The sequence below is a fragment of the Arthrobacter sp. 05N429 genome (assembly GCF_056397045.1).
Map to the genome: position 1 here is coordinate 17,982 of NZ_JBFTMQ010000013.1, position 18,159 is coordinate 36,140.

17 protein-coding genes and 1 pseudogene are annotated in these 18,159 nt (G+C 64.8%); 9 read left to right on the forward strand and 9 right to left on the reverse strand.

The window, feature by feature from the left end; translation table 11 throughout:
• Nucleotides 1–61: 61 nt before the first annotated feature.
• Nucleotides 62–601, forward strand: a complete 540-nt coding sequence (locus AC1DF4_RS16660; protein ID WP_476913920.1) for an NUDIX hydrolase — start codon at nt 62–64, stop codon at nt 599–601.
• A 95-nt stretch (nt 602–696) separates the two neighbouring features.
• On the opposite strand, the gene AC1DF4_RS16665 is transcribed toward AC1DF4_RS16660, so the two are convergent.
• From AC1DF4_RS16665 to AC1DF4_RS16700, 8 genes are all read right to left on the reverse strand, one after another.
• Nucleotides 697–1,260, reverse strand: coding sequence for a dihydrofolate reductase family protein (locus AC1DF4_RS16665; RefSeq protein WP_476913921.1), 564 nt, complete (start codon nt 1,258–1,260; stop codon nt 697–699).
• Between the two features lie 199 nt (nt 1,261–1,459).
• Nucleotides 1,460–2,638: an ROK family protein gene (locus AC1DF4_RS16670; protein WP_476913922.1), complete on the reverse strand. Its 1,179-nt coding sequence runs from the start codon at nt 2,636–2,638 to the stop codon at nt 1,460–1,462.
• Between the two features lie 26 nt (nt 2,639–2,664).
• Entirely contained in the window at nt 2,665–3,615 is a 951-nt protein-coding gene (locus AC1DF4_RS16675) for an N-acetylglucosamine kinase (RefSeq protein ID WP_476913923.1), read from the reverse strand.
• A 94-nt stretch (nt 3,616–3,709) separates the two neighbouring features.
• The gene (gene ggh / locus AC1DF4_RS16680) at nt 3,710–5,050 is read right to left on the reverse strand and encodes a glucosylglycerate hydrolase (protein ID WP_476913924.1); all 1,341 of its coding nucleotides are present in this window, start codon (nt 5,048–5,050) and stop codon (nt 3,710–3,712) included.
• Nucleotides 5,047–6,129, reverse strand: a complete 1,083-nt coding sequence (locus AC1DF4_RS16685) for an ABC transporter ATP-binding protein (RefSeq protein ID WP_476913925.1) — start codon at nt 6,127–6,129, stop codon at nt 5,047–5,049. Before AC1DF4_RS16685 ends, ggh begins: the two co-directional genes overlap by 4 nt.
• Before the next feature lie 48 nt (nt 6,130–6,177).
• A complete protein-coding gene (locus AC1DF4_RS16690; protein ID WP_476913926.1) occupies nt 6,178–7,020 on the reverse strand; it encodes a carbohydrate ABC transporter permease in 843 nt (280 codons plus the stop codon).
• A complete protein-coding gene (locus AC1DF4_RS16695; RefSeq protein ID WP_476913927.1) occupies nt 7,017–7,913 on the reverse strand; it encodes a carbohydrate ABC transporter permease in 897 nt (298 codons plus the stop codon). The genes AC1DF4_RS16690 and AC1DF4_RS16695 overlap by 4 nt, the downstream gene beginning before the upstream one ends.
• Nucleotides 7,913–9,262, reverse strand: a complete 1,350-nt coding sequence (locus AC1DF4_RS16700; protein WP_476913928.1) for an ABC transporter substrate-binding protein — start codon at nt 9,260–9,262, stop codon at nt 7,913–7,915. Before AC1DF4_RS16700 ends, AC1DF4_RS16695 begins: the two co-directional genes overlap by 1 nt.
• 212 nt (nt 9,263–9,474) lie before the next feature.
• On the opposite strand from AC1DF4_RS16700, the gene AC1DF4_RS16705 reads away from it, so the two are divergent.
• From AC1DF4_RS16705 to AC1DF4_RS16740, 8 genes and pseudogenes are all read left to right on the forward strand, one after another.
• The gene (locus AC1DF4_RS16705; RefSeq protein ID WP_476913929.1) at nt 9,475–10,182 is read left to right on the forward strand and encodes a 4a-hydroxytetrahydrobiopterin dehydratase; all 708 of its coding nucleotides are present in this window, start codon (nt 9,475–9,477) and stop codon (nt 10,180–10,182) included.
• Between the two features lie 304 nt (nt 10,183–10,486).
• Nucleotides 10,487–11,017, forward strand: a pseudogene (locus AC1DF4_RS16710) (DinB family protein); the annotation flags it as partial.
• Between the two features lie 121 nt (nt 11,018–11,138).
• The gene (locus tag AC1DF4_RS16715; RefSeq protein WP_476913930.1) at nt 11,139–12,278 is read left to right on the forward strand and encodes an aminopeptidase P family protein; all 1,140 of its coding nucleotides are present in this window, start codon (nt 11,139–11,141) and stop codon (nt 12,276–12,278) included.
• Between the two features lie 256 nt (nt 12,279–12,534).
• The gene (gene gadC, locus AC1DF4_RS16720) at nt 12,535–13,977 is read left to right on the forward strand and encodes a glutamate/gamma-aminobutyrate antiporter GadC (protein ID WP_476913931.1); all 1,443 of its coding nucleotides are present in this window, start codon (nt 12,535–12,537) and stop codon (nt 13,975–13,977) included.
• Nucleotides 13,974–14,420: a hypothetical protein gene (locus AC1DF4_RS16725; RefSeq protein WP_476913932.1), complete on the forward strand. Its 447-nt coding sequence runs from the start codon at nt 13,974–13,976 to the stop codon at nt 14,418–14,420. The genes gadC and AC1DF4_RS16725 overlap by 4 nt, the downstream gene beginning before the upstream one ends.
• A 3-nt stretch (nt 14,421–14,423) precedes the next feature.
• Entirely contained in the window at nt 14,424–15,770 is a 1,347-nt protein-coding gene (locus AC1DF4_RS16730; protein ID WP_476913933.1) for a M20/M25/M40 family metallo-hydrolase, read from the forward strand.
• A 599-nt stretch (nt 15,771–16,369) separates the two neighbouring features.
• Nucleotides 16,370–16,978: a lytic transglycosylase domain-containing protein gene (locus AC1DF4_RS16735; protein ID WP_476913934.1), complete on the forward strand. Its 609-nt coding sequence runs from the start codon at nt 16,370–16,372 to the stop codon at nt 16,976–16,978.
• Nucleotides 16,979–17,169: 191 nt separating this feature from the next.
• On the forward strand, nt 17,170–17,634 hold the full coding sequence (locus AC1DF4_RS16740) for a phage tail protein (RefSeq protein ID WP_476913935.1): 465 nt from the start codon (nt 17,170–17,172) through the stop codon (nt 17,632–17,634).
• Between the two features lie 58 nt (nt 17,635–17,692).
• On the opposite strand, the gene AC1DF4_RS16745 is transcribed toward AC1DF4_RS16740, so the two are convergent.
• Entirely contained in the window at nt 17,693–18,094 is a 402-nt protein-coding gene (locus AC1DF4_RS16745) for a (R)-mandelonitrile lyase (RefSeq protein WP_476913936.1), read from the reverse strand.
• Nucleotides 18,095–18,159 lie beyond the last annotated feature (65 nt).

Below are 18,159 nucleotides of genomic sequence, written 5' to 3' on the forward strand. Positions count from 1 at the left end.
GACACCGGTCAGTTTGTCGTGGGATTGAGCTGTTCTTTGGCGCGTGCGGCAAGGTGGCAGCATGCCTCTTGACGATCTGCTCGCCAGCCTCCAGGAAGTTCCCGAGTCCAGTTCGCGAGACGCATATCTACGGTTCGTGACCTCTGCCGGGGATGCGGCGTTGCGTCGCGATGGCGGCCCGGAGCATGTCACAGGGTCCTGCTTCGTCTTTTCGCCTGCATTCGATCGTGTTCTTCTGTGCTTCCATCGCAAGGGGCAGTTCTGGGTGCAGTTCGGCGGGCACATCGAGTCGAAGGACGCGTCGGTGGCGGAAGCCGCCCAAAGGGAGGCCCGCGAGGAATCCGGAATTGTCGACGTCGTCCTGCTATCTACCGCGATCGTTGATCTTGACCGCCACGATCTGCACACGGGATTCTCTTGCACCGCCCACTGGGATGTTGGATTCGCTGCGACCATCGACCCTGATGCCGAGATCGCCGTGAGCGATGAAAGCGACGACGTCCGATGGTTCCCGATCGACGAACTGCCCGATCAGGTGCCAGCAGGCTTCGTCGCGCGCTTGGAACACGTCCGGCGCAGGGCAATCTCACTAACTGGCTGACGCCGCGCCGCCAGCAGTCCTGTCAGGCACAAGCCTGATGAGGTGCGACAACGATCTGGAGGGAGTACTTCCCCGACCACGCGAAGGAATTGCGCTCAGCGCCTCGTCTCGTACCGGGTCAGGACCACGCCGTCGGGAAACGTCCGCGTCTCTACCAGGTTCAGGTTCACCCAGCTGTCCAGCATGGTGAAGAACGGGGTACCGCCGCCCACCAGGACCGGATGGGTGGCTAGGGCGTATTCGTCGATCAGCCCGGCCCGCATGGCAGCCCCGGCGAGCGTTGCGCCGCCGACGCTCATCGGGCCGCCGTCCTCGGCTTTGAGGCGCGTGATCTCGGCGATCGCGTCGCCGGTGACCAGACGGGTGTTCCAGTCGACCTTGTCGATCGTCGAGGAGAACACCACCTTTGGCGTGTCCCGCCAGTTCCGCGCGAACTCGATCTCCGCCGGGGTGGCGTTGGGTTGCTGGTCGCCAGTGGGCCAGTAGGAGCTCATTGTCTCCCAGAGCTTGCGCCCGTACAGCGACAGGCTGCTAGCCTGCTCCTGGTCGAGCCACCACTGGAACAATTCGTCGCTCGGCCCGCCCCAGCCGATGTCGTCGCCGACCGCGGCGATGTAGCCGTCCAGGGTCAGATTCATGCCGTAGATCAGTTTCCGCACGGCGCCAGCCTTCCGTCTCGTATTGGTCGAGGGCGTCATTGAACTCTGTCGTCCCGCATATGATCGGGAGCATCCTGTCCCTCATGGAGCCACCGTAACGGCCCTTGATCTGGATGCCATAGTGCGTCAAGAGGGTTATCGGGTACTAGCGGCCATTCTGAGGCGAAAGAGGAAGCTGGCGCAATGACTTGCACCCCGTTTATGCGCTCGGAACGAGGTCGTTGAGCAGCGCATCGATCGCTTTGGCGGAGTAGACCTTGCGGACGACGAGCCGGGTAAGTCCGTCGACGGCGGCAGTGTCACCGGACAGGCCCGCAGTGACGGTCAGGCCGTAGGAGATCCGGTCGACGACGTCCCGGAGGACCCGGTCACGGACCTGGTTGGCGAAGAGGGGGATTGTCCCGATTTTTCCGCCGAGCACGAGTTTGCTGGGATTGACGGTGGTGACGGTGGCCGCGAGGGCACCGCCCAGGACATCCGCCGCGGAGAGCAGGGCTGCTTCCACGCTTGTATTGCCCGCTTCGGCGGCCGCAATGATGTCATCGAGAGTGTTCATCTTTTCGTTGCGAAGCCGGTCCAGGAGCGAGCCGCCGGAACTGAAGGTGGCAAGGCAGCCGCGGCGTCCGCAGCGGCACAATGCCCCGCCGGAGGCGATGTGGATGTGGCCGATGTCGCCGGCCGCGCCGTGCGCGCCCCGAAGGATTGCACCCTCAACGACAATGCCGCAACCGATGCCAGTGGCGATCTTGACGTAGACGGTGGTGTCGGAGTCGTCACGGCACTCGCCCAGCGCGCTGGCCCGGGCGTCATTTTCGACGACGACCGGCACTGGCCAACGGGCGGACATCGCCGTCATGACGGCACCCGGCTCCCAGCCGGGAATAGTCGTTGGGTGGACGACGAAGCCTGTGTCCGCTTCAACGGGAGCCGGTACTCCCACGCCGATACCGATCAGCTGTTCGTCATTTCCGGCGTCGAGGAGTTCTCCGCCGATCCGGATCAGGGGCTGAAGGACTGCCTCCGCCGGAGCATTGATGAGGTGTTGAACGGTGCGTGCCCGGAGCACCAGCCCGTTGGTGTCGGAAACCGCCACAGTGGCGTGGGTCTGGCCCATGGCGAACGCCAGGACGACGCGGCCACGGTCGTCAAAGCGGATCTTGCGTGAGCGGCGCCCGCCGGTGGCCTCCATGCTTTCGGCCTCGTAGATGAAGTGTCGTCGCAACAGGGCTTCGAGGCGTTCGTACAGAGTTGCCCTGGACATGCCAGTACTGGCCAGCAGTTGCTGCCGTGACATACCCCCGGTGGCCCTGATCAGTTCCAGGAGGCTGCCGTGCGAGGTGGCGCCGGTGATCCTTGCACGTACTCGTTCAGTTGTCATTCCGCCTCCTGTTTCGGCTCATAATCCTAGCGGGCCCGCGCGTACCGTTCAGTGTCGCGGCGGATCCTGGAGGACGGCTGGCTTTCAGTCCGGCCGCGTATCAGGTGCAGGACTCCAACAACGGGTTCCTGGGTCAGCACGCGGACGTCGCTGAGCCCGTGGCCTTTCAGATGCTCCCTGATGTTCTGCACGTAGCCAGGTTGGTTGGTCACCAGGCCGCCGCCGAGTACCACCGGACCTGTCTCGCCGATCCGGGCTGCAACGACGGCCGCCTGTTCGGCCAGGCGCCTGGCACCGGCGTCGATGATGGCGAGGCTGGGGCCGTGGCCGGCCGCCGCCGCATCGAAGACCAGCCGCGAGGTATCGGCCCAGTAGTGGCGTTCGGCGGTGCCGTGGAAAAGGCTGATCAGTTCCTCCGGTGCGGCGAGGCCGCAGTAGCCAAGCAGCTCCCGGGTCAGCAGGTCGGTGTCCTGTCCGCGGTTCGCGCGGTCGAGGCTGTGCCGCACAGCTTCCCGGCCGAACCAGTAGCCGCTGCCCTCATCCCCGAGGAGGTATCCCCAGCCGCCTGCGCGGCTGGTCTGCCCTGTTGCGGTGTTTCCCCAGACGGCTGAGCCGGTTCCGGAGATGATGGCGATCCCGGTGTCCGTACCGCCGGCAGCAAGGATCAGCCGCGTGTCGTGGATGACGGTGACGTCGGCGCGCGGGGCATGGGGAGCGATCAGCCGGCGGAGTTGCTCGGCGTCGGCATCGGTGTCTATCCCTCCGGCGCCGACGACGACGGCGCCGGCGTCGGACGCACCGAGGGCGGACAGGAGTCCGCCGAGCCGCCGGGCCGCTTCCTCAAGGTTGACGTTCTGGACGTTGGTGCTGCCCGTGGATCGGTCATCTGCGATGGAGCCGTCCACGATCCGGATGCCGCGCGTTTTTGTGCCGCCGATGTCGAGCCCGATGACGGTCTTTTGGTGCGCGGCGGTCACAGCCGGTCCTCTGCGATCCTCGCGGTGGCGGCCTGCAGGATGCCCACTGCCTCGTCGATGCGGGCTCGGATGCCGCCTTCCGCAAAGAGAGCGGTCATCGGTCGGCGCCGATCCATTCCAGGGCGGCGGCGGCTGTCCATGCCTGGTTCAGGCTGCCCAGCGGTTCCCCGGTGAACGGTTCGTAGTATTCACCGAACTTCAGGTCCGCGAGTTGGCGCAGCGACGCGGTCTTGAGGGTCTCGAACAGCTCGTTCTGCCCGTCACGCTTCGCTGCCCAGCCAAGTAGAAGGTTTAGGAACGGCCAAACGGGACCGCGCCAGTACGTCCGGGGCCGGAAAGCGGTGCTTGCCGGCGACGTGGAGGTCGGCAGAGGGAACCGCAGGTCCGGGAAGCCCATCCAGCGCGGACCCTGAAGGAGGTTCCGCTGGACGGCCAGGGCTGCGGGGTCGCCGCCGGCGACCAGGGGGGCGAAGCCGGACACCGTCTGGGTGGAAATCCACTCGCCGGCAAGGACGTCGTAGTCACGGGCCAGGCCGGTTTCCGGGTCGATGCTCGACGCGACACCGTTCTGGAACCGCCGGGCGTAGCCCCGCATCTGCTCGGCGTCGTCCCGGCGGCCGATCTCGTCGGCGAGGTCAGCCAGGACGGTACTGGAAGCGGCCATGATGCCGGAGAAGAAGACGTCCCTGACCCGGAAGTCGATGATCTCCTGGACCGCCCGGTCATCGAAGTCAACCGAGGCCATCTGCTGGACCAGCCAGAGATACTTGGTGTATTCGGCATTGTCGGGGCGTTCGCTGGCATCGGCGACGTGGAGTGTGTCGCGACGGGTGAACGGCTCGACCGGCCCGGGTACGATCCGGGAGTAGGGGCCGTCCCAGCGGGGTGAGTTGTCGAACCCCGATTCCCAGCCGTGGTGGATCTCAATCAGGCCAACCCCGTCCGGGTCGCGGACCTCGGCCAGCCAGCGGTGCCACGCCAGCCAGCCGTCGATCGATTCGCGCAGGAAGGCTTCGGCCGCTTCCTGGTCTGCTCCGCCGTTTTCCCGGCCGCGGTCGACGATATGCCGCACCGCGATGGCGTGGACGGGGGGCTGGCAGATGCCGCTGCTCTGGAACCTGGCGGGGCGGGCTGCGGCGGATGCGGTGCCCCAGCGGTCAACGCCCGGGAAGTAGCCGGCGGAGTTTTCGCTGAAGACGATGTGGGGGATCATTCCGGTGGACCATTGGGCCGCCAGCAGGGTGCGGAGCTCCGTGATGGCGCGCGGCACGTCGTAGCGGGCAAGTCCGATTGCCACGAATGCCGCGTCCCAGCTCCACATGTGCGGGTACAGGTTGGGTGCGGCGCTGGTCATGGTGCCGAGATCATTGAGTTTCAGGACCTCGATCGCGGATTGGCGCAGTTCCTCGACGCCGACGGTCGTTGCAGTGTTCACTTGGCCTCCAGTGCCATGGATGTTGCGCTGTCGTAGAAGCGCATGGTGTTCGGGGAAAAGGTGAGCCAGATCGTCTCGTGCGGCGATGTCCGGAAGGTAGGCGGCGCCTGGACCTTGATGGTTTGGCCGTCGACGTCGACTGTCAGGAGCACTGTGGAGCCCATCGGTTCGACAACCAACACAGTTGCCGGGACGTCGCCAGAGGACCGGTCTGTGGCCACTCCGATGTTTTCGGCTCGGACGCCAAGGACGATGTCCGCGTTGGCGAAGGAGCGCAGCATCGAGGGTGCGAACAGATTTTGGTCGCCGAGACGCAGCGAGTCGCCGTTCCCGGTGACTGCGGCGCTGATGAAGTTCATGGGCGGCGAGCCGATGAACCCGCCGACAAATTTGTCGGCCGGTGCGTCATAGACGTCCAGGGGATCCCCAAGCTGGGCGATGCGGCCCTTTCGCATCACGGCCACCTGGTCGCCCAGGGATAAGGCCTCGCTCTGGTCATGGGTGACGTAGACAGTGGTGGTTCCGAGGTCCTTGACAATCTTCTTCAACTCAGAGCGGAACGTCATGCGGAGCAGGGCATCCAGGTTGGATAGGGGTTCGTCCATGAGGAGGACATCGGCGTCCATCACGATGGCCCGTGCCACTGCAACTCTCTGGCGTTGGCCCCCCGAGAGCTGGGCGGGAAGCCGGTCGAGATAAGGGGTGAGCTGCAGGAGGTCGGCGGCCCACTGGACCTTCCGTTCGATTTCCTTGGAGTCCACCTTGGCCATCAGCAGTCCGAAGCCGATGTTGTACCGGACCTTGCGGTGCGGGAACACGGCGTAGGACTGGAAGACCATGGACATGTTTCGTTTGTTCGGCGCCAGGTAGGTGACGTCGCGGCCGCCGACCGAGACCGAGCCGGAGTCAGGGAGCTCCAGGCCCGCCAGCATCCTCAGGAGCGTGGTCTTGCCGCAGCCTGAGGGACCCAACAGGACGGTGAAGTCGCCGTCATTGATGTCCAGGGAGACATCGTCGGTGGCGCGGCCTGCGCCGCCGGGGTATGTCTTGACAAGGTGGGAGATGGAGATGTCAGCCATGATCGGCTCCTTCGAAGGTGATTCCGGGAAGTGTGGAGGGGCGGAGCATCAGCGGATCGTGGAGCCCCACATGTTGATCAGATACCGCCGCATGAAGGCGATGAAAATGATCGAGGGGATAACCAGCGCGAAGCCGCCGGCGAAGCGGTACGCCAGGGGCGAATCCGACAGTGAGGTCAGGACTTGGGCCGGCAGCGTGCGGTGGTCCAGCGTCAGGATGGAGGCGCCCAGCACTTCGTTCCACGACATCACGAAGGTGAAGATCGAGGCCGCAGCCAGTCCGGGCAGCGCCATGGGCATTACCACCCGGGCGAAGGCACCAAACGGACTGCAGCCGAAGATGCGGGCGGCCTCTTCCACATCGGCCGGGACTCCGAGGAACACACTGGCCGAGATCAGGATGGTCGTAGGCAGGGCCAGGGATGTGTGGAGCAGGATGACGCCGTAGGTTGTGTCGTAAATGTTGGCGGTCAGGAACACCTTCGCCAGCGGCACCGACAGCACCACGATCGGCAGGGCCCGGGTAAATAGCAGAAACAATTGGTACGGGTCCTTGCCGGGGAAAGCGAATCGGGCCAGGGCGTACCCGCCGGGGATCCCGATAACCGCAGAGAGGAGCAGGGTGCCCACGCCGACGATCAGGGAGTTGCCCAGTGCTCCGAAGATTCCGGTGGAGGACAGGAACGCGTTGAGGGTCTCGAAGGAGATATTGGTCGGGAGGAGGCTGAGCGGGAACTGGTTGAGGGATTCGCGCGTCGAAAGTGCGGCCAGCGAGATCAGGTAGATCGGGGCCAGCATCATGAGTGAGATGCTGACGCAGGCCATCTGCAGGTACATCCGGTGCCGGCGCCGTCGCCGGAGGGGTGCTGTGTCTACGGTGGGGGTGCTCATCGGGTGCTTCCCTGCCCTTTCTCGCGGAGTGCCCGCAGGTAGAAGATGGAGGTCAGCATCGACGCGACGAGGATAACCAGCGCCAGCGCCGCGGCGACGTTCGGGTTCTGCAGGGCCGTGTACCAGCGGTAGGTTTCGCCGACGACGAGGGGGAAGTTCTGTCCGGTGAGTGCCTGTGCCACCGCGAACGTCTGGAACGCAAGGATGGTGCGGAGTATCAAGGCCACCTGCAGGCTGGGCTTCAGGAGCGGAAGGGTCACGTGGCGCAGGCGCTGCCAGAAGGTGCCACCAAAGACCTGGGCGGCTTCGTCGTAGTCCTTCGGGATGCCCTGCAGGCCGGCGACGACGATCACCAGGACCAGCGAGGTGGAGCGCCAGACTTCGGCGATGAGGACGCAGAAGAAGAGCGTTGCCTGGTTGTCGTAGGCGAGCCAGGAGATACCGTCGATGCCGAAGCCTTTGAGGAACGAATTCAGGTAACCGCGGTCGTTGAAGATGGACAGCCATACCAGGCCGGCGGCCAGGTCGCTGAGCGCCAGGGGAATGGCCCAGACGAAGAAGTGCAGCTTGTTCAGCCGCGGGTTGGACCGCAGGAGCAGGGCCATGGAGATGGCAATGCCGAACTGGAGCGGGATCATGACCGCAACCAGCAGGACCGTGTTCCGCACCGCGGGCCAGAAGTAGGGGTCCTCGACCATCCGGTTCACGTAGTCAAGGGTGAAGCCCTGCTCGTTCTGGAAGGCCTGCAGGACGCCTTGGACAACCGGCCAGCCGAGCAGCAGGGACATGAAGAGGATCGACGGGCCGATCAGCCACACGGCGGGCGGCACGCGGCGGGGCCGCGGTGGGGCCTGGACCTCAGTCGGGCTGGCAGGCGGGGATATGACGGTCATTACGCCACCTCGCACTTCGTGCCGGGCGAAACGGGGTCGGGATCCCAGCAGGGCACGTTCAGCTCTTTCAGTATGGTGTTGAGCTGGGTGGCCTGGCGGTCCAGGGTGGACTGGACAGGGGAGTCGTTCAGGCAGATCTCCTGGAAGCAGTTCTTGAAGATTTGGGAGACTTCCCCGTCCTTCTTACCCAGCCCGACCGGCGGCAAGGCCAGGAGGGCGCCGGGCGATCGCTGCTGGAGGCGGACGGCCGCCGCTTCGAGTGCGACGGCGCCCGCAAGGTCGGTGGGCAGTTCCGTCTGCACCACGGGGAAGAACGCATTGCTGCGCAGGGTTTCGACCTGCGTGAGCGGTTCCGAGAGGCCACGGATGGCCTGTTCGGCGCGCTCGCCTTCGCGTCCGCCCTTGGGCATTGCGACGCCGGCGACGATGAGCATGTAGCCCCGGCCCTTCGGTCCGCGCGGGGCCGGGACCATGAGCCAGTCATTCGGCTTGTCAGCGGGCGCACCAACGAGCCGGGCGACGTGGTCCCAGGCCACCAGCACTTCGCCGCGCGCCAGGGGTTCCTGCATCGCGTCGTAGTTGGTGGAGGCGGGGGCCATGTTGTCCCAGAGTTCGCGCATGTAGTTCCATGCCGTGACGGCGTCGGGATTCCGGAAGGTGGTGATCTGGCCGCCGCTGAAGCTCGGAAGCAGGAAGCCCTGATAGAAGCGGTGGTGCAGGCCCTTGGGTCCGGCCGGCATGCCGAAAACCGGACGGCCGGCGCCCTGTTTTGCCGCCTTGGCCCACGCCAGGAAGTCCTCATAGCTGAGGTCGTTGACGTCCACTCCGCTGGGCAGCCATTCGAGGGCTTTCTTATTGACGGCCACCACATATGTTGCCTGCATCCAGGGAACATATTTGGAGGTGGTGCCGCCCACCTTGGTCAGCTCGATGATTTCCTTGCCGAAACCGCGGCCCGCCAGGTCGCGGATCAGAGGGTCGACGTCTTCGAGCGAGTCCGCCAGGGGGGCGAGGTCGCCGTGAAGACCGCCCAGGAGGGAGAGACTCACGTTGCCGGATTCCACCTGGGACCGAACCGTCGACGCGAAGACGCCGGCGTCGACCGGGTTGTAGGCCACGGGCACCTTGAGGAATTTCTTGAGGACAGCTTCGTAGCGCTGCTTTTCCTCGACGGGCGTGAACTGCGTCGAGAGGAAGCCGACGGTGCCTTCACCGGCGGCCGCACCGCTGGTATCGAAGCCTGCACAGGCTGACAGGAAGGGCAGGGACATGGCGGTCCCGAGCCCCGCGAGCAGGATGCTTCGACGTGAAGGCTGGCTCTGTGAGGGCTGTAAGTAGTTCCGATTCATTGACTGCTCCAATCGGGTGTGCGTCACTGCAACACCTTCTGTCCAATAATTAGACAAAAGTGTAGGTGTGTCAAGGGACACACTTGGCCGCGGCGATGCCCGGGCTGGCCAAGTCTCAGCGGGCCGAGTAGCACCGACGAGCTGCTCAACAGCATTGGGACAGGCTTGCGGACTGCCAGCACTCTTGACTGACCTTGGTAGGATCCCCGTCTATGGACATGCTGCGGGGCGAACAGATCGCCGAGGCCAACCTGACCGACTGGCGCAAACTGGCCCAGGGGCTGCATGCCCGCTACCTGGTCGACGACTTCGGCGCCGGCGCACGGTTCGTCGCCGCGGTGGGCGAGGCGGCCGACACGCTCGGACACCACCCGCGCGTGTCGATCGGCAATGGGTACGTCGACCTCAAGCTGATCACGGACGACGCCATCTACCGCGACGGCGAGGGCACCGAACACGTCGTTGAATGGGTGACCCAGCAGGACGTCGACCTGGCGCGGCGAATCACCGAGATCGCCGCAGACTCCAGGATCGACGCCGACCCGGCCTCGGTCAGCCACGTTGAGCTCGGCCTTGACACGGCGCGTTCCGCGACCATCGCCCCAGTGTGGGCCGCCCTGCTGACCGGGATCGCCGAGGCCCAGGGCCGCGGGTCACCCAGCGACGAAATCCGGGACGCCACGGGACGTGTACCGAACCTGTGGTTCGGGGACGCCGACGAGCACGAGACCCCGCGCCAGCGGTTCCATATCGAGGTATATGTGGCGCCCGAGGTGGCTGAGCTACGGATCGCCGCCGCCCTCGCCGCGGGCGGGACCGTCGTCGAAGCAAGCAACGCGCCCTCCCTCACAGTGATCGCCGACCAGGACGGCAACCAGGGAATCGTATGCATCGACGTGTCCGCCGCGAAGAAGGATTGAAAAGCGAGTGCGGTTGACCTGCGGCGCCGGCCGCCGGTCCTTTCGCCCGCGGGATCGAATACCGTGTACGGCGCTTCTGGCTTCTTGCGGGTCTCTTCGTCGCCGTCGCCGCTGGAATCTTGTACGCCGAATGGGTTTTAGTGCTGCAACCTTCTCATCCCGACGACGAGAAATCACCAACCTCACCAATTGCGATTCACTAAAGCGCGGCTACCTACCCGGACATGTGAGCGCCGTAGACTTCGGACCGTGATCGACGAATCCGGGAAAAGCACACCTTCACGAGCGACACCGACAAGCGCGTGAACAATTCGTGACGAAACTCGAGGGACTGAGTGAGTACGACGTGCGCCGGCCCATGAGCCGAACAGGCACAAACCTTCTCGGCTTGATGAAACACCTGACGCTTTACGAGGCAGCCTACTTCGGGCATGTGTTCGGTCGGCCGTATCCAGAGCAGCCCGTCCCAACGCTCGACGGTGACTTTCGGAATCGGGACTTCATGTGGGTACCAGAGTCTGAGGCGCGTGCCGACATTATGGCCGCGTACCAGCGGGCATGCTTGCACGCCGATGCCACGATCGAGTCACTGCCCATTGACGCAGCGGGCCACGTGTCATGGTGGCGTTCAGACGTCTCCCTCCTCACCGTGCTGGTGCATATGCTCATCGAGACGTCTCAACATTTGGGACATGCAGACATCATTCGCGAAGCCATGGATGGAGCGGTGGGAGCCAATACGGCGCCGCTGACCACGGCCGAGGAAGCCGATCGGGCAGCGCACCGGGCGATGGTCGAAACTGCTGCCCGCAAAGCGGCGACGATCTGGTTCTGAGGAGACGGAGAAGCCGCGCTCAGTGACTTGCCGTTGTTGGGCGGTCCGATCCGCAGCTGGTTGGGCGCGCTGTCCGGGCGATGGGTTGACCAGTGATGCCCCGCGCACGAAAATGCGAAGCATGAGTGATCATCGCAGCCTTTCCGAGCCGGCTCCGTTCACTGCTGATGATTTCGCGGAGCGGTTGCGGCGGGCAGCCCACGCCGCCCAAGATGCCGGGCTCGACGGCATCCTGGTCACTCCCGGACCGGACCTCCTGTACCTCACAGGGTATGCACCCGTGGCCATCACTGAACGCATCACCATGCTGGTGATCCCAGTCGATGCGGAGCCCGCCATGATCGTTCCGAGGCTCGAGAGGCCCGATGCGGAAGCGGCCGCCGGCGCCTCGATTCTGCGGATCACCGACTGGACCGACGGGAGCGACCCCTACACGGAATCTGCGACGCTGATGGCCGGCGCCGGACGTTACGCCGTCTCTGACTCGGCTTGGGCCATGCACCTCCTCGGTCTGCAGGATCGACTGCCCAAGTCGTCCTACGTTTCGATGACGACCGCCCTGCCAATGCTTCGGGCGATCAAGGATGACGATGAGATCGAGCGTCTGGCGGCGGCCGGCGCCGCCGCAGACCAGGCGTACGAGGAGATCGTCACCGTGCGGTTCGCTGGGCGCAGCGAGGCCGACGTCGGCTCTGATCTCTCCGACCTGCTTCGCCATTTCGGTCATTCGCAGGTGGACTTCACCGTCGTCGGCTCGGGTCCGAACGGCGCCAACCCTCACCACGAGATCGGCCCGCGGATTATCGAGGACGGCGACATGGTGGTGCTCGACTTCGGCGGCCTCAAACACGGCTACGGATCAGACACGACGCGGACCGTGCACGTCGGCGAACCCACCGCCGAGGAGCGCGAGGTTCACGACGTCGTCAGGCTCGCACAGCAGGCCGGTTTCGAGGCCGTGCGGCCCGGAGTCGAGTGCCAGGAGATCGATCGCGTGTCCCGGGCGGTGATCACTGAAGCCGGCTACGGCGACTACTTCATTCACCGCGTCGGGCACGGAATCGGACTGACCACTCACGAGCCGCCGTACATGGTCGAGGGCGAAACCCAGGTCCTCCACCCCGGCATGTGCTTCTCGATCGAACCCGGAATCTACCTGCCGGGGAGGTTCGGCGTACGGATCGAGGACATCGTGACGGTGGTTCCCGACGGCGGACGGCGGCTCAACCAGACCTCGCACGAGATGAGAATCGTCCAGTAGTTTGCCCGCCTGGCCTTGATCACCGACCTGCTCTGCAAGTGCGTCCGAGGGCGGGCAGAATAGCACCGTGGCGGCCGGGCAATAAGAGGAGATGGATACTATTCGCGGCTAATTCCTAGGTCCATGCTGTAGGCACCGAGCACATTGTGCGATAAGGGGGTAGTGGCATGTTCAGGCCGTTGACTACTTGCCCCAGGCGGTTTAGCTCCGTCTGGCCTATGCCCCCCGCCGCGGAGCGCCCCGGGAGGTGGTTGCCGTGAGCGATCAGACTATGGCCCGCCCGAAAGTGCCCACCGCCGTGTGGATCTCCTGGGTGGCCCTTGCCCTGATGACCACCAGTTCGGTGGCCAGCCTGCGAGCCGCCCCGACCATGGCCGTCTACGGACTCGCGTCAGTCTTCCTGTACGTGGTTCCCGCCATCGTCTTCCTGCTGCCCACCTCTCTCGTGTCCGCCGAGCTGGCGTCCGGATGGACGGGCGGTATCTACAAGTGGGTCGCGACGGGCATTTCCAAGCCCATGGGTTTCCTGGCAGTTTGGTGTCAGTTCGCGATGACCATTTTCTACTATCCGACTCTGCTGGGTTTCGTCGCGAGCACGCTCGCCTATGTGTTCAACCCGGACCTGGCCAGCAACGGTGTCTGGACCGCGCTGGTGATTGTGGTGTTCTACTGGGCCGGCGTATATGTCTCATCCCGGGGCACGAAGGGTGTGGCGGGCCTGGCCAGCGGAGGATTGATCATCGGGACCTTGATCCCGGGCGCGCTACTCGTTTTCCTGGGCGTCATGTTCCTCGGCCAAGGCAACGAGTCGGCCGCCCCGATGACTGCGGCCAACTTCCTCCCCGAGTGGGCCGGGCTGGCCAGTCTGGTGCTGATCGTGAACAACTTCCTGTCCTACAGCGGCATGGAAATGAACGCGGTGCACGTGTCCTCGCTGAAGGACCCGGCCAAGGAGTACCCAAAGTCGATGTTCCTGGCCATGGGACTCGTCCTCCTGATCTTCATCCTTCCGGCGCTGGCGATCAGCTGGATCGTCCCGGCTGAGGAGCTCTCCCTCACTGCGGGCGTCATGCAGGCCTTCGACGCCGTGCTGGCGTCCTTCAGCCTGCAAGGCCTCACTCCGATCCTTGGAATCATGCTGGTCGCTGCCTCCCTCGGCGGCATGCTCACCTGGCTGGCCGGTCCGTCCAAGGGCCTGCTGCTGATCTCGCGTGAGGAAGGCTACCTCCCACCGTTCCTGCAAAAGCTGAACAAGAACGGCATTCAGCAGAACCTCCTGGTGGTCCAAGGACTCGTCACCACCGTGATCGCGCTCGGCTACGCGCTGATCCCGGATGTCTCCAGCGCGTACTGGATCTTCTCGGTGATCACCACGCAGGTCTACCTGATCATGTACCTGCTGATGTTCGTGGCAGCCGTCCGGCTCCGCCGCAACGATCCGGACCACCCGCGCGGCTACCGCGCGCCGATGCTGATCGGGCTGTGCGGCGTCGGGTTCGCCGCTTCACTGGCCGCCCTGCTTGTTGGGTTCGTCCCGCCGTCACAGTTCGGCAACGGCGATCCGGTTGTCTATTTCCTGATCGTCGGCGGCGGCGCGCTGGGGCTCGGCCTGCTCGTGCCGTTCCTCTTCTACAGGTTCCGCAAACCGTCGTGGAAGCTGCCTGACGACGCGGCGCAGAAGGGAGTGCCGGAGTCATGAGCACACATATGGAGTCCTCCACCAAGCGCGGCCGCTCGGTCGTTTACATCGTCTCCATGATCTTGCTCGTGATATTCGCCGTTGTCGCTCTGCTGAACTTCAGGTCGGCGAGGGAGACCCAACAGTCCCTGGCGAAGGCCGACCAGCTGATCGCGGAGATCAATGCCGCCGGGGGAACGGCCCCATCGCGCGAACAGATAGCCCGGGTGCTTGGCGACGACGGTGGCGCGGTCTGCGCGAACCCGAACGACGCGCTGAGCCGGGCCATCTTCCACAGCCAGCTGACGAACGGCGCAACCGGGCCCGGAAACAGGCCGGTGATCGCGAGCGACCGCGTCGCCAGAGGCGAGCTCGCGATTATCAAGATCTATTGCCCGGACAAGCTGGCTGACTTCCAGCAGTTCATCGACGGCCTTAATACCTACACGTCGGGCGGTGGGTGAGCCGTGGACTTACGCTCCCGCATTGCCGATCTGATGCGTCCGGCGCAGGGGGAGCTCGCCGAATTTGTGGCCATCCGCTCTGTGGCGGACCCGCGGCAGTTTCCCCCGGAGGAGTGCGCCAAAGCGGCGCACTGGGTACTCGACAAATTCGCCGAGCTCGGCTTTTCGGATGCCCGCCTTGAGCGGACACCGGACGGCTCAGACGCCGTCGTCGGCTCGAGACCGGGACCCGATCCCGACGCGCCGACAGTGCTCCTCTACGCGCACTACGACGTTCAGCCACCCCTCGACGATGCAGCATGGCGGACCCCGCCCTTCGAACTCACGGAAGTGGGCGGCCGCTGGTACGGGCGCGGCTCCGCCGACTGCAAGGGCAACATACTTGCCCACCTGATTGCACTCAGGGCGCTTGGCGACGACGTGCCGGTGAACCTGAAGCTGGTCGTGGAGGGGTCGGAGGAACAGGGGACCGGGGGACTTGAGGCCTTCGTCGAGAGCCACCCTGACCTGCTCCGGGCCGACAGCATCCTGGTCTGCGACACCGGCAACGCCGCAGTGGGACACCCCGCGGCGACCGTGACCCTGCGCGGAATGGTCAACGTCGTTGTGACGGTGCAGGCGATGGCGTCAGAACTCCACTCCGGCATGTTCGGCGGTGCAGCCCCCGATGCTCTCGCCGCGCTGATCTCCATGCTGGCATCTCTGCGGGACCAGCAAGGCAACACAACCGTCAGCGGATTGGACAACGCCCAGACCTGGACCGGCGCGCCCTATCCGCCCGAACAGTTCCGCGCCGACGCCGGTGTGCTCGAGGGCGTCTCATTGTTGGGAGACGGCAGCGTGTCCGACATGCTCTGGGCGCGGCCGGCCATCACCGTGCTCGGCATTGACTGCCCGGCGGTGACCGGCTCGACGGCGTCGATCGTGCCGCGGGCATCGGCGCGCCTGAACCTGCGTGTCCCGCCCGGCATGGCCGCAGCGGACGCCCACACGGCCCTGGTCACCCATCTCCGGGCTGCAGCGCCCTGGGGTGTCCACGTCACGGTGGACCTCGAGGCCATCGGATCGCCGTTCCAGGCGGAAGTCGGCGGCCCGGCCTTCGAAGCGATGAGCGCCGCGATGTCGGAGGCCTATGGGCGGCCCATGGCAACCCTGGGGCAAGGGGGATCTATCCCGCTCTGCAACGTCTTCGCCGACACCTACCCGGATGCGGAGATCATCCTGCTAGGGGTCGAGGAACCCCTCGCCCTCATTCACGCACCGAACGAAAGCGTGGACCCCAGTGAGATCAGCGCCTTGGCCGAGTCCCTGGCATTGTTCCTGAAGCACTACGCAACCAAGCCCGGCTAGCCGCGCCAGGCCGCCCGTGCCTCACCAGCCAGGACGGACCAACTTCCGAGACTTAGCACTGGCCGCCGTTTGCAGGTCGCTAACCGCGGCCTGGACGTTGGCTGCTTAGTCCCGCAGGGAGTTGACCGCCTGGGTCAGCGTGGCAGCGTCGGGAACGTCCTTGACGGCCCGATCGAACTTGTTTTCGGCCGCTTGAATGGCGTCCACCTCGTCTCTCGCGACGTCCTGACTCGCCTTGACCAGATCGTCATAGGTCTCCGCAACCTGGTCTCGCGCCGTCTGGACCTGCCTGCGGCGTCTGCTACATGACGCTGGATTTGGGAGGCGATGTGCCGTGGGGAGCTGCCTGCTGCGTGTCTGATGCCAAAGCATCCGCGACCGACCCGACGGCCTTCTTGATCCGACGTGGACCGGTTCGGCACTCGGTCTGGGAGCTGGGATGGTTTGATTAGTCAGTGCTCCGTCTAAAACGCTTTATGGTTTTCAGCCTGTTCGCGGTGTGCGTCATCACCGCATTCTCGTTCTGGGTAACCAGGCAGCCCGGCGCAGACGCCTACGGGGCTCTTTCTGCACCTCCGCGAGCGGGGGCGAAACTTGAAATGTTATCGACCGGCATCACCACCGCCGTGAATGTGACCCCGAGCCCGGATGCCCAGTGGCTCATCGGGGCTGCCGCGCAGACCGGGATTCCTGCCCGCGCGCTCCGGGCCTATGTTGCTGCTGCCGCCACGGCCAACGATTCCGCTCCGATGTGCGGGATTGGCTGGAACACCGTGGCAGCTGTCGGCTCGGTCGAATCAGCGCACGGAACTTACGGCGGAGGCAGCGTCAACGCCGCAGGGCAGGCGAGTGGCCCAATTGTGGGCCCGAGCCTCGATGGCAACGGATTCGCCGCCATCGCCGACACGGACGCCGGTGCCCTGGACGGCGACGCCCGCTGGGACCACGCCGTCGGACCCATGCAGTTCATTCCCACCACCTGGCAGCTTGTCGGCCGGGACGGGAACGGGGACGGAACAGCGGACCCGTTCAACATCGACGACGCCGCCCTCAGCGCGGCGACCTATCTGTGCGCCCACGGCCGTGACCTCACAACCGCGCAAGGATGGACCGACGCCATCTACTCCTACAACCAGTCCGATCCCTACATTCGCCAGGTGCGGGCCCAAGCCACCGCCTACGCCGTGACGACGGGCACTGCCGAATGAGTCCACGGGGCCGAAAGACCCCGAGCGCCGCATTTGATGGGGCATCCGCTGCGCGGTTCCGCACCATTTGCGGCTTGTTTCTCCCATCGTCGGTCTTGAGTCATGTCTCTCGTCCGCGTGCATAACTTCGACGTCGGTGAAAGCATGTCGCCACGATATCGTTGGTCCAACACATCTGCTGAGGAGGACGTATGCCGTACGTTGTTGACTTCGAAAACGTTTCCACGGTTGGACTGGAATCGTCTCCTGTGGCCGCATCGCTCGCTGGGTTGCGCGCCAACGAGGGGCGCTACTACCGCAACAAGTACGACCACGTCTTCACTGTTAGCTCTGCAATCGAGGTTCCGGAGGTCGTCGACCGGGTGAACCGCATCCTTAGGGACGAGCGTGACATTGTCATCGGCTCCCGCCCGCTCGAAGCGACCGCCTTCGAAGTCGACGGTTTACGGATGGATTACGTGTTCTACGAGTCGGGGCTTTCGATCAACGTCATGTACAGCATCGAAGAGGGCGGGAAGCGCGCCGTAGGATTCAAACTGGCCGAAGGCATGGAGATTCCAGAGGAATTGGCTTCGCGTTTCAAGTTCGCCCGCCAGAAATCAAAGCTGGCAGGCGTTATCCGCGGCTCCTACTTCGTGATCAAAGGCGAGTACTGATCGGCTGACGTTCCGCGCCACTCCCGCCCGGACTATCTCGGCCGCATGTGATCCGGCTTTAGCGGCCGTTGTACTCCTCGTCTGTGATGTGCTCACCCCATGTGGTGGTCTTGGATGGGTCTTCGCCGTTTTGGAGCATGGCAATGTGTTCCATGAAGCAGTCTGGGGCGGAGGCGTGCCAATGTTCCTCACCGGGTGGAGTGTAAAGCGTCTGGCCGGGGTGGACTTCGATGATCACTCCGTCCCGGGTACCGAATCGGCCTACACCTTGGGTGACGCGCAGGTACTGGCCGTGCTCGTGGGAGTGCCAGGCCGTGCGCGCTCCCGGCGCGAAGCGGACTGTCGCAACGACCATCGTTTGGGCGGCCTCGTGAGGCAACGCGATCGGGTCAAGCCACACGTCGCCGGCGAACTGGGCCGCCGGGTTCTTGGTGGTCGGCGCTGAAGGTTCGATATTCATGGTCTTCCTTACTATTTGTTGTCTGTGCAGAGCTGCCTGGCCACGCCCATTGCCGACATGCCCTT